The sequence below is a fragment of the Candidatus Pantoea bituminis genome (assembly GCF_018842675.1).
Taxonomy (GTDB): domain Bacteria; phylum Pseudomonadota; class Gammaproteobacteria; order Enterobacterales; family Enterobacteriaceae; genus Pantoea; species Pantoea phytostimulans.
In genome coordinates this window covers 2,573,345-2,585,313 of sequence record NZ_JAGTWO010000004.1, presented here as the reverse complement: position 1 = coordinate 2,585,313, position 11,969 = coordinate 2,573,345, and the positions used below count along the sequence as shown (strand labels likewise).

The 11,969-nt window shown below is 54.1% G+C and carries 8 protein-coding genes and 4 pseudogenes; 8 read left to right on the top strand and 4 right to left on the bottom strand.

Translation table 11 applies throughout. The features are described 5' to 3' along the window. Window positions 1-71: 71 nt before the first annotated feature. Window positions 72-949, top strand: a pseudogene (locus KQP84_RS15955) (oxygenase MpaB family protein). A 90-nt stretch (window positions 950-1,039) separates the two neighbouring features. Here the strand turns inward: KQP84_RS15955 and KQP84_RS15950 are convergent. Continuing rightward, window positions 1,040-1,351 (bottom strand): hypothetical protein, encoded by a 312-nt coding sequence (locus KQP84_RS15950; RefSeq protein ID WP_252515295.1) that lies wholly within the window; start codon window positions 1,349-1,351, stop codon window positions 1,040-1,042. A 255-nt stretch (window positions 1,352-1,606) separates the two neighbouring features. On the opposite strand from KQP84_RS15950, the gene KQP84_RS15945 reads away from it, so the two are divergent. The 3 genes and pseudogenes from KQP84_RS15945 to idi all read left to right on the top strand — a co-directional run bounded on the left by KQP84_RS15945 (window position 1,607) and on the right by idi (window position 5,488). Continuing rightward, window positions 1,607-2,716, top strand: coding sequence for a suppressor of fused domain protein (locus tag KQP84_RS15945; RefSeq protein WP_215847265.1), 1,110 nt, complete (start codon window positions 1,607-1,609; stop codon window positions 2,714-2,716). Between the two features lie 195 nt (window positions 2,717-2,911). Next, a pseudogene (locus KQP84_RS15940) lies at window positions 2,912-4,806 on the top strand (methyl-accepting chemotaxis protein). A 148-nt stretch (window positions 4,807-4,954) separates the two neighbouring features. Then, window positions 4,955-5,488, top strand: a complete 534-nt coding sequence (gene idi, locus KQP84_RS15935) for an isopentenyl-diphosphate Delta-isomerase (RefSeq protein ID WP_215847264.1) — start codon at window positions 4,955-4,957, stop codon at window positions 5,486-5,488. A 50-nt stretch (window positions 5,489-5,538) separates the two neighbouring features. Here the strand turns inward: idi and KQP84_RS15930 are convergent, their stop codons facing one another. Continuing rightward, window positions 5,539-7,008, bottom strand: a complete 1,470-nt coding sequence (locus KQP84_RS15930) for an MFS transporter (protein ID WP_215847263.1) — start codon at window positions 7,006-7,008, stop codon at window positions 5,539-5,541. Window positions 7,009-7,208: 200 nt separating this feature from the next. On the opposite strand from KQP84_RS15930, the gene osmF reads away from it, so the two are divergent. The 4 genes and pseudogenes from osmF to KQP84_RS15910 all read left to right on the top strand — a co-directional run bounded on the left by osmF (window position 7,209) and on the right by KQP84_RS15910 (window position 10,970). Next, complete coding sequence (gene osmF / locus KQP84_RS15925) at window positions 7,209-8,120, top strand: glycine betaine ABC transporter substrate-binding protein OsmF (RefSeq protein WP_215847262.1); 912 nt, start codon at window positions 7,209-7,211, stop codon at window positions 8,118-8,120. 2 nt (window positions 8,121-8,122) lie between these two features. Next, window positions 8,123-9,289, top strand: a pseudogene (locus KQP84_RS15920) (ABC transporter permease); the annotation flags it as partial. Further along, the gene (locus KQP84_RS15915) at window positions 9,290-10,252 is read left to right on the top strand and encodes an ABC transporter ATP-binding protein (protein ID WP_215848314.1); all 963 of its coding nucleotides are present in this window, start codon (window positions 9,290-9,292) and stop codon (window positions 10,250-10,252) included. Then, a pseudogene (locus KQP84_RS15910) lies at window positions 10,240-10,970 on the top strand (ABC transporter permease). Before KQP84_RS15915 ends, KQP84_RS15910 begins: the two are co-directional and overlap by 13 nt. Here the strand turns inward: KQP84_RS15910 and KQP84_RS26470 are convergent. Continuing rightward, complete coding sequence (locus KQP84_RS26470) at window positions 10,951-11,058, bottom strand: YohO family small membrane protein (protein ID WP_489853246.1); 108 nt, start codon at window positions 11,056-11,058, stop codon at window positions 10,951-10,953. The pseudogene KQP84_RS15910 and the gene KQP84_RS26470 sit on opposite strands and share 20 nt — an antisense overlap. Window positions 11,059-11,143: 85 nt before the next feature. Further along, window positions 11,144-11,878: a MerR family transcriptional regulator gene (locus tag KQP84_RS15905; protein ID WP_215847261.1), complete on the bottom strand. Its 735-nt coding sequence runs from the start codon at window positions 11,876-11,878 to the stop codon at window positions 11,144-11,146. Window positions 11,879-11,969 lie beyond the last annotated feature (91 nt).

Genomic DNA, 11,969 nt, shown 5'->3' with positions numbered 1-11,969 from the left:
GGGACAAACGACCTCGCCCTTAACAGGACCGAAGTGAGAGCAAACGACGCCTGACTCTGAGAAAACTCACTATGGTTAACATCCGATACCGCATCCAGCAGCAGGTTTTTCGCCTGAATGGTCTGGCGCTTAATGAATTCGATATTTCTCAACCGCCGGGTGATCCGGGCCTGTTTGGCCCCGACAGCGTAATCTGGCGCGTACACGGCGATTTTTCCTCAATGATGTGCGGTGGCATCAGTGCGCTTTTTTGCAGATGTTACATCCGGCCGCGCTGGCAGGCGTATGGGATCATTCCAACTTTCGTGAAGATATGATGGGGCGCCTGCGCCGCACCAGCCAGTTCATTGCCGTCACCACCTTTGGTAATCAACACGACGCGCAATTTCTTATTGAGAAGGTAAAGCGTATCCATCTCAGGGTCAGCGGCGTAGACAGCGAAGGAAAACCCTATGCCGCCAGCGATCCGCATCTGTTGACTTGGGTGCACGTCGCCGAAACCAGTCGCTTTCTGGCCGCCCATCTTCGCTATAAAAATCCGTCGCTAAGTCCAGCGGAACAAGATCGTTACTACGCCGAGGCGGCCATTGTCGCTGAAGCGCTGGGCGCAGAAAAAGTGCCAAAGAGTTGTGCAGATATAGAAGATTATCTGCAATCGATGCGCAGCGAATTGCGTTTCGATGCCCGCACCGCAGACGTCACCCATACCTTGATGAATGCGCCCGCACCAAGCTGGCAGGCAAAACCGGTGATGAAAACCATGCTGAAAGCGGGTGTTGGGTTGATGCCGGAGTGGGCGCAGGAGATGTCTGGTTATCGCATCGGGCATTGGCAGCAATCACTGCTTGATCGGCAGATCAACGTTATCTCTGCCGCACTGCGTTGGTCGATTCAGCGCGGCGCTTATCAGCGTGCCATGCAGCGTATGGGCAGAAATCCTCAAAGCTGAAATATTACCCAGGCTAACCGGTTAGAACGCTTTTTTCGCGGCGGACACCGGGAAATTTGTGCTAATTGTCACCGGATGCTTTAACGCCTTTTAACTCTTGAGCCCATCCTGTTTGCGGTGATAAGTACGCGGTGTTTTAGCCTCCCGGCGGAGTGTAATTTGTCGTAGCTGATAGTGATAAAACAGCATGCCTAATCCAAAGCCAGACAGCGCCAGCGGCGGCAGACTGTAATAAAGATCGGCAGGTAAAATCATTATAATGACCAAGCCTAACGCCATTAACGTAACAGCAATCATCACCCAGGTATGGCGATAATAGAGCCAGGCAAATATCGCCAAAATCACCGCCTCACGAAATCCAAAATCTAATGTGCCCAGCAACATGTTAACTCTCTCTGGCATTTATCCGCATCCGTTGACGATAGCACTGGCTTACTCGGTTCAATCGCGGAATAAACTGCATAAAGCGCGGTATATAACCTTAAGCCAAATTACGGGTTTGATCGGGGTAATCACCATTTCCAGTTTGCGTTAATCAGTTTGCTTAAACTGTGCTTTTCACACTTTGAGAGTTTTACCCTTGTCACATGTGGCGGCAGTCAGGATCCTGCTCTAATCTCGGGGAAAATGACTTCCTCCTGGTTTTGTCGAGGCTCTATGACGTACCAACCTCTGATTGCCGAAGTCCACAATCAGCAACGTACCCTGACGGCGATTGTCGAACAGGATGCGCGCACCGCTTACTTCTACATCTGGCCGACGGATCTGTTTCGTAGCCAATATGCGGTGCGTGGCTGCTGGTTGCGTAACCTTGAGCCCGCTCCCGCGTTAGAAGATCGCGAAGCGATGGAGCAGGGCATTGCGCCGCTGTTGAGCGCTGAATTCTGCCGCACGCTGGAAGCGGAGCCTGCCCTGGATCCCGCCGGTCTTCAGGTGCTGTGGGAACCCAGCGATGATGGTGCGGCGTTGTGGTATTACGGCCAACTGCTGGCGGTGATTCCGGGATGGAGCCTGTATCAGGATAAGCAAGTGAGCTTTTCTGCGGGCTGCATCAAAAAGAATCGGTTAACCGCGCCGCTGGGTTCCGCCTCTACCAATGAATACTACGCACGTGCTGAGCAGCAGCGCCACTTCTGGCGCGAATGGCATGACGGCAGCGAATGGGACCGGGTTCAAAAAGAATTGATGGTGAGTTACCAGGCGCAGTTTGGCGAATCGGTAAAATATTACGCCATCGATCAGGGTAGCTGGCCGCCTATGGCGATTTCGCAGCACTGGCACAAAGGCATTTGGTATTTCCTGACGCTGGGTATGAGCATTCGTCCTATGCCGCAGGTGGATTACTTGTTTGACGAGTTAGCCCCGCAGTATCGCCGCATCGAACTGGCGATGGCGGTGGATGGCGAAGTGATGACCGAAAGCAATGCGGTGCAGATGGCCAGTGCGCTGGCGGAGTTCGTTCATCTGCCGTGGGCGCGCCTGACCTGGCTGGGCGAAGGTCATACGCTGGCATCAGAAGTTGCGCCGGTGGGCTTTGAGAGCTTCCTGCTGGCTAATGAGCTGGCCGAAGACAAAGCGCAGTTTAAATTGCCGAAGCGCGATGATGACCGACCCAAACTGTTGTGGGCCACGCCGGTAACGGAGGCGGAGCGTATATTTGCTCAGGCAGATGAACAGGGCGGTCAGCGGCTGCGAGAGCTATTAACCGCGCAGGGCAGCAATCATATTTTCCGACCCCGACAGCAAGTGGTTGATTCACCCGAGTAACCTTCAGCTCTTATCCCGGCTCTTTCGTCTGCACGCGGAGCAGAGCCGGTGGTTTTTTTATCGCGCCTGCTAACTAAATCCTTACCCTTATCAACTATTTCGTCAATCTGTGATCTCGCCCACCTCAAGTTCCTCACGGCCGCGCCGTTAAACCGGATCAGGCAATTGCGCCGCACCAGGCTCGAGGGAACAAAGATGTTTAAAACAACCCAATCCCGCTTCACCGCAACACTCATCGCATTCTTTATTTTATTGATGCTGATTACCGTATTGGTGATCAACCAGTTTGTCGCACCACAGCTCATTCATAACGAAAGCCGTCTGGTGCGTTATCAGGTTGATTCGCTTGCCAGCGGCATCGTAGAGCAGATGAACCGCGTACAGGCACAGCAACGCGCCATCACTGAAGCGGCATCGGTGATGGAAAGCGCCACCATCGATACGCTGCTGCCGACGTTAGTGAACCAATATCAGGACAGCAACGTATTTGGCGGCGGCATCTGGCCGTTGCCTAATCGTCGTGATGCTGACAAAGAGAAAAACAGCAGCTTTTTCGCCCGTAATGCCAGTAATCAACTGCAGGTAAACACCTACTGGAACTCTGACGCTGCCGACAAATATTGGGAGCAGTCTTGGTACAAAGATGGCTTAGCAGCGGCAAAAGGGCAGTGCGCTTGGGCAAAAGCGTACCAGGATGCTGCCAGCCCGCAGCCGCGCACCAACTGTGCCATGGCCATTTATCGTGATGGCAACGTTTGGGGGTCGCAACCATTGACGTTACGCTCGGCTTCTTCAATCAACTGGCAAAACAGATGGGTGAAGCCATTCAGGGCAACGTGCTGATTGTGGAGGCTGATGGCAAGGTGGTCGGCAACGCCGCGCTGGTTGATGCCACACCAAAGCTTGAGAATCTGGCTGACCTGCAATCGCCGATGGCGGCACCGTTGAAAGCATTGCTGGCAGGTGCAGGCACACAGCCCGCTGAGTCAACATTCGACAGTGATGAGGGCGAGCAAACGCTGTTCTTGCAGGCGATCCCTAACAGTCCGTGGTATCTCGCCAGCAGCGTGCCCACCAGTTTGCTAAAAGCGCAATCCCACAATATGTTGACGCGCCTGGGCTTAGTGCAGATCCCACTGGCAGTGATTCTGCTGCTGGTGCTGCTGGGTTTCGTGCGTACCATGATGAAGCGCCTCAACGTGCTTAACAGCAATATTGAAGCGTTATCAATGGGCGGCGCGGATTTAACCCAGCGTTTGCCTGCCAGCAATAGCCCAGAATTTAACGCGGTAGCGCAAAGCTTTAACCAGTTTATTAGCTACCTGCAAGGCTTGATGCGTCAGGTTGGAGAAAGCGCATTGGCGATCACCGCCGCCTCACGTGAAATTGCCAGTGGCAATGCCAACTTATCGTCACGTACCGAAGATCAGGCCAGTTCGATTGTTGAAACGGCGGCATCAATGGAGCAGCTGACGGGCACGGTGCGACAGAACGCGGATAACGCAACCCATGCTAACCAGCTGGCGGATGGCGCGTCACAAGTGGCAGCACGCGGCACCGACGTGGTGCGGCAGGTGGTGACCACCATGGGCGAAATTCACCATTCGTCGCGCAAAGTGGTGGATATCATCAGCGTTATCGACAGCATCGCGTTTCAAACTAACATCCTGGCCTTGAACGCAGCGGTGGAAGCTGCACGTGCTGGCGAGCAGGGGCGCGGATTTGCGGTGGTGGCATCGGAGGTGCGCAATCTGGCACAGCGCTCGGCTAATTCCGCGCGTGAAATCAAAAAGCTGATTGAGGAGTCAGTAGCCAACATTGATGCGGGTAGTCAGCTGGTGGAACAGGCCGGTAACACCATGGATGAGCTGATGCAGGGCGTGAGCAGCGTGACCACCTTAATGAGTGAAATCATGTCAGCCAGCCGTGAGCAGAGTATGGGCATTGAGCAGGTCAATATTGCCATTACGCAGCTTGATGGCACCACGCAGCAAAATGCCGTGCTGGTTGAACAAGTTTCTGCCGCCGCGCAGGCCATGGAAGTGCAAAGCGTGCAGCTGGAATTGGTGGTTCAAAGCTTCAAATTGTAAATTTTCAATGGGCCAGCGCGGCTGGCCCAATTTTTTCCTCGCTCGAAACCCTTGTCTGACATGGCCTGACGGCAAATAGCACGATTTTATGCGCTCCATATGCCAAATCCTGTGCCAAAATAGTTAGGAATAAGCTCAAGGAACCGACATGTCTGCTATTGAAGTTATCCTCGTCGACCATCTTGATCGTCCCACCGGCAAAATGGAAAAGCTGGAAGTGCATGAGAAAGGATTATTGCACCGTGCGGTGACGGTTTACGTCTTCAATTCCCGACAGGAATTGCTGTTACAACGTCGCGCCAGCGAAAAATATCACTGCGGCGGATTATGGAGCAACACCTGTTGCGGCCATCCGTATCCGCATGAATCCACCCAGGATGCGGCCGAACGTCGCCTGCGTGAAGAGATGGGCATGAACGTCTCACTGACGCCGATGTTTGAGCTGAGCTACAACCTGCCGCTGAGTAACGGTTTGACCGAACATGAATATGGTCACGTATTTTTTGCCGTTTGCGATGCATTGCCGCACCTCAACCCGGAAGAAGCGGATGCGTTTGAATACCGTCCAATGGAAAAGATTCAGCAACAGATGGAGCAAAATCCCCAGCAGTTTACGCCGTGGTTTCTTTACACCTTTCCGCGTATTCCTGCCTATATCGACGCTTTTTCTTTCCCTGCATAAATCAAGAATGGCATAAAAAAAGCCGCACCTTTTAGGGTGCGGCTTTTGTCTTAGCGATTAAAATCTTCCGCATCAACGTCGTAGCCCGAGGGTTCCCAGCGGATCGCCAGCAGCGCCAGCAAACCCGCCAGCGGAGCGAGAAAGATGACCCAGAAAACCCCGGTGCCCAGCGCAGCGACCAACACCGGGAAAAGGAACAGCGAAACGGTTGAGCTGCCGCGCATCAGCGTCTGGTTAAAGCCCACGCCAACGCCGCGCAGCGAAGTCGGGTAACTCAGCGAGGCATACGTCATGGTGTGCGAGCCGGGACCAAAACCCTGACCAAACAGGAACAGCGCCAGCATCGCGATCGCTAATGCGGCTTCTTGTCCGCCTTCCGGGCGACCAATCAAGGCCAGTCCTAACAGTGCAATACATTGACAGGCATATCCCGCCACCGACATCTTCCACGCTCCCAGACGCGGCACCAGCCGTACCGCAAGGATCCCGCCGACAAAGGCAAACAGCAGGTTCAGCGCCAGCGACACCAAAATGGTGGTGAGCATCGATTGCGCCAGGAAGCTGGAAATGATCACCGGTAAACCAAACGCCACGGCATTGTAAGCAAACGCTGAGGCGATCGAGGTTATGGTCGCCAACACCGTGCGGCGCAGGTAAACGCCCTGCAACAGCGCGCCATAATTACGCCAACTGGCGCGACGTGCCGGTTTTTCTGGCGTCAGCGGCGCATCTTTTGCGACCTGCGCATTAATATTCCATGCGCTGCGCAGAATATTAGCGGCTCCCTGTAAATCGCCCTGGTTTGCTGCCCATACCGGCGATTCGCTCATGTAGCGGCTGCGAATCAGGATTATCAAAATAGCCGGTACCGCACCAAAGCCTAAAATCAAACGCCATAACCAGTCCGAATGGCTTTCTGGCAGCACCGCATACAGCAGCAGCACCAGCAGATAGGAAATGCTAATGGCGGCATACCAGGTCGGGCACCACATCGCTACGGAAGCGGCTTTGTTGCCTTTACCGCGCAGTTTCGAGAACTCCGCTAAAAACGCCATCGCCACCGGTAAATCAATACCGACGCCAAGCCCCATCACAAAGCGGGCACCGCCCAGCACGTACTCATTTGGCGCAAACGCACAGGCCAAAGCCGCGACCACAAAGAAAAACATATCGGCCATGAAAACCCGATAGCGACCGATTTTATCGGTGAGATAGCCGCCAATCAGCGCACCAACGATGGCACCGAAGGTGATAGCAGAAGCCACCATGCCGGTGCCGGTTGGCGTCAGGTTAAATTCACGTGCGACATCTTTGATACCGAACGCCAGTGCACCGAGGTCATACGCGTCAAGAAACACGCCGCCAAGCGCAATAGCGACCACAATCCTCGCATTGTTGCGGGCGTTATCGCTGTGGTTTATTAGATTAGAAACGTCTGACGCGCTGCGGATCCATTGCGTTTCGCCCGTAGGCGCACTCCCTGCCGTTGCCACATGGGCTGAAGATGTTAATTCGGACATGATGTTGTCTGTTTTTTTATAAAAATGGTAATTGAGAATAATGTCTGGACGTCTAGACGTAAATTCTATTTAGTTATAGATGATAAGCTAACAATCTCGAATTGTTATTAGGATGCGCTAAAGTAGGTCGCGTATTGGCAATGCCAGGCTACGCTTTTAATGCACATCGCTATCAACAAAAAACAGAGAAGGAATGCGTCATGGCTAAGTTTCGGGGAATCGTGGGGATGGGCGCATTGCTGCTCAGCCTGGGCGTTGCGCAGGCTGCCGATCCGGTACGCGTGGGGTCGAAAATTGATACAGAGGGTTCGCTGCTCGGCAATGTCATTTTGCAGGTGCTGGAGAAGCACGGTGTGAAAACGGTGAATAAAATTCAGTTGGGCACCACGCAGGTGGTGCGCGGCGCGATTACCGCCGGTGAGCTAGATATCTACCCGGAATACACGGGCAACGGCGCCTTCTTCTTTAACGATGAAAAAGACAGTGCATGGAAAAATGCTCAGCAGGGCTACGAGAAAGTGAAAAAGCTGGATGCAGACAAAAATCATCTGGTTTGGCTCACACCCGCGCCCGCTAATAACACCTGGACGATCGCGGTACGCAAAGATCTCGCGGACAAAAATCAGCTTAAATCACTGGATGATCTCAGCGCATATTTGAAAAAGGGCGGCACCTTCAAGCTGGCAGCCTCGGCGGAATTTATTGAGCGCAGCGATGCGTTACCGGCGTTTGAAAAAACTTATGGCTTCGATCTGAAACAAGATCAGCTGTTGTCCCTGGCGGGCGGTGATACGGCTGTCACCATCAGTGCAGCGGCGCAGCAAACTTCCGGGGTTAATGCGGCAATGGCTTATGGCACCGATGGTCCCGTTGCGGCCCTGGGTTTGCAAACGTTAAGCGACCCGAAAGGCGTCCAGCCGATCTATGCGCCTACGCCAGTGATTCGCGAGTCAGTGCTGAAAGCTTACCCGGAGATCGGCAACTGGCTGAAACCGGTATTTAGTGCGCTGGATGAGAAAACGTTGCAACAGCTGAATGCCAAAATTGCTGTCGATGGGCAGGATGCCAGCAGCGTAGCCACTCAATGGCTGCAACAGAAAAAGCTCTTGTAACCATGCTGTTATCGCGGGATGCGATAATCCGCCCACGCCATTCTCCGGTTGCGCTGCTACTGGTGGTAGTGATTATCATCAGCTTAGTGAGCCTGCCTTTTCTCAAATACGCCGCCAATCGCCTGGTTGGCGGGCAACCTTTGATGCTGTGGCACATTAATGATGCGGCGATGTTGCTGCCGCCGCTGGCGCTGCTGCTGGGGCTGCTGTGGTGTAAGTCGTCGCGCACAACGTTGCTGCTATCATTGCTCGCCAGTGAAGTGCTCCTGGCGGGAATGATCTGGCTCAGCGGCCATCAGGCGACGCTGCTGGCGGATCAAGGTAGCCCGCTGGCGCGAACCAGTTTTGGCAGCGGCATGTGGTGCGCCAGTGGATTAACGCTATTACTGATGACGGATGTAATACGCCGCGTAACCCGCCATCGATTTGCGCAGCTGCTGCTGAATCTTCAGGTATGGATCATTCCACTCTTGCTGCTGTTTAGCGGCACGCTTGAGCACCTGTCATTACTTAAAGAGTATGCCAATCGGCAGGCCGTTTTTGATGCAGCTCTAACGCGACATTTGCTGCTGCTGGGCGGCACCGTGCTGCCAGCGCTGCTGATTGCGCTGCCGCTTGGCGTGGCGCTTTATCGTCGGGTTCACTGGCAAAGCAGCGTATTCAGCGTGCTCAACGTGATTCAAACCGTGCCTTCGGTGGCGCTGTTTGGGCTACTGATCGCGCCGTTAGCCGGTCTGGCTAATCGTTTTCCGTGGCTGGGCGAGTGGGGCATCAGCGGTATTGGTATGGCACCCGCATTGATCGCGCTGGTGCTGTATGCCTTGCTGCCGCTGGTTCGCAGCGTGGTAGTGGGTTTGCAGCAGGTGCCGCATGAGGTGCGTGAAAGTGCGCGCGGAATGGGAATGGGCGAGCGCCAACAATTTTTTGCCGTTGACGTGCCGCTGGCGCTGCCGGTGTGGTTGGCGGGACTGCGTGTGGTGGTGGTGCAAACTTTAGGGATGGCGGTGGTGGCCGCGTTGATTGGCGCAGGCGGGTTCGGTGCCATTATTTTTCAGGGCCTGCTGAGTAGTGCGCTGGATTTGGTGCTGCTGGGTGTTATTCCTGTGATTGCGCTGGCGGTGGTGATTGATGCGCTGTTCCGGCTGCTGATCTCTCTGCTGGAGAAAAAGATGATTCAGTTTGATGGCGTGACCAAGTATTTCGCCGGAAAAGCGGCAGTAAAAAATCTGTCGCTAACGGTGGGGAAGGGTGAATTCAGCGTGCTGCTGGGCACCTCAGGTTCAGGCAAATCCACCACCTTAAAAATGATTAACCGCTTGATTGAGGCAGATGAGGGCGAAATTCGTTTTGCCGGTGAAGCGATTCGTCAAATGGAGGCGCGCACTTTACGTCGCCGCATGGGCTACGCCATTCAATCCATCGGCCTGTTTCCCCACTGGACGGTGGAGAAAAACATCGCCACGGTACCCGTCTTGTTAGGCTGGTCAAAGGTGCGAGTAAGCGAGCGGGTCGAGGAGTTGTTCTCGCTGCTGAGCCTTGATCGACAACTGCTAAAGCGTTATCCACATCAGCTTTCTGGCGGGCAGCAGCAGCGCGTTGGCGTGGCACGCGCGTTGGCGGCCGATCCAGAAGTGCTGCTGATGGATGAGCCTTTCGGGGCACTTGATCCGGTCACGCGCGGGGCACTGCAACAGGAAATGTTGCGTATCCATCGCTTATCGGGCCGAACCATTGTGCTAGTGACGCATGATATCGACGAAGCGCTGACCCTGGCCGATAACATTGTGTTAATGGATGAGGGCGAAATCGTGCAACAGGGCAAGCCGGTCGAACTGCTGACTCAGCCCAAAAATGAGTTTGTGCGTAATTTCTTTGGCCGCAGTGAAATGGGCGTGCGGTTACTGGCGCTGGGACAAGCGGGGAATGCGGCACGGCGCGGTGAATGGCTGGAAGGCGAACCGATTGCCGCTGCGCTGACGCTGCGTGAAGCACTGTCGCAGTTTATCACCCGCCGTACCGACAAATTGCCGGTGGTGGACGATAGGCAACAACCGATTGGCGTACTTCACTTCAATGATTTGCTTAATCTGCGCGAGCTTAATCTCCGTGAGGGCGTGCAATGCGCTGGTTAAAAGATCCGTTACTGTGGTTGGTTATCCTTTATCTTGCGCTGCTCAGCGCCATGCCTTACAGCGCGCCGCTGTTTGCCCACTGGTTTCCTGAGCTGGCGCGTCCGCTTTATCAGCAGGACAGCTTTTGGCAGTTGACGCTGGCGCACCTTTTTTAGTGGTGACGGCCAGTTTGCTGGCGATAGTGATCGGCGTGGGAAGTGGGGTAGCGGTGACGCGTCGCAGCGGGCGCGCTTTTCGTCCCTTGATTGAGACAATTGTTGCCGCTGGACAAACTGTTCCACCGGTGGCGGTATTAGCCATTGCGGTGCCGGTAATGGGATTCGGCGCCTGGCCTGCGATCGTCGCGTTGCTGTTATATGGACTGTTGCCCATTTTGCAGGGCACGTTAGCGGGTATTGATAGCGTACCCGCCAGCAGTCGCGAAATTGCGCGAGGCGTCGGCATGAACGCATGGCAGCGTTTATGGCAGGTTGAGTTAGCGCTGGCTGCGCCAGTGATCATCGCCGGTATTCGTACCTCGGTGATCATTAATATAGGTACCGCCGCGATTGCCTCAACCGTGGGCGCAAAAAGCCTGGGTTCGCCGGTGATTATCGGTTTGAGCGGCTTTAATACCGCCTACGTTATTCAGGGAGCCTTGCTGGTGGCGCTGTTAGCGATTGTCAGCGATCGCCTGTTTGAGCGCTTGCAGCGTTGGTTTAGTTTGAATGAACGATAAGGCTATAACCCACCAGCATCATGCCGCCCGTGCCGCCAACAGCCATGATGAAAAACAGAGTTGCGAAGAAGATTTTTTGCCAGTTCATGAAGAAACCTGAGTGGATGACGTGGAGCGGGGGATAATAGCGCGCGCGAGGCAGGAGGCAAAGTGCCCAGCGTGCGTTTTTGTTATCAAGGCGTTTCGTGCAGATGAACGGTATAACCTTGCTCTTTCCAGTGTTCCATCTGTTCCTGCTGGCGACGCGTCAGCTTTTTACCGGTCCAGACAAACATATTCATGCCTGGAAACAACTCTGGGCGCGGCAGATCAAGTGGTTCAGCCAAGACATCGATACGCCAGCCATGTTGCGAAAGACGCCAGCCTTCCAGCCAAATACGGGTACGATCATCAGTGCCCCAGCCAATAATCAATGCATCTTTACCGGCTTTCTTGCGGCTTGCCGTGAGGCAGAAAGCCACGTAATCGATCAATATGCCATCAAGCAGACTGCACATGGTGCGCGCCGTGTTTTGATCCAGTCCGAGCTTCTGTCTTACCGGCATGAAAACATGATCGATAAGGGCATCAACGGGATGTTCACGACCAATTGTCGCGATTTTATTGCGTAATTTAGAGGGGCGAACGTGACGTAAAACGCTAATCAATTCGTCTTGTAGGGCGGTCCAGCCATCATGCGCATCAACGTCACCGCCTTCCAGCAACGCTTTGACTTTCCCAACCGGCACGCCACTTTCTATCCAGCGTTTGATCTCTTCAATGCGATTAACATCGACGTCGTCGAACTGGCGATGTCCACCTTCAGAGCGTTGTGGCTTTAATAAGCCGTAGCGTCTTTGCCATGCGCGCAAAGTTACCGGGTTTATCCCACAGCGTTCGGCCACATCACCGATACTGTATAAGGTCATACTTTCCTCTTCATGCTGACCTGAGTCGAAACACCATAACCAGGCAAGCTAAGTTGTACAATACTTTTTTACCTGTACAACTTGCCGGCGG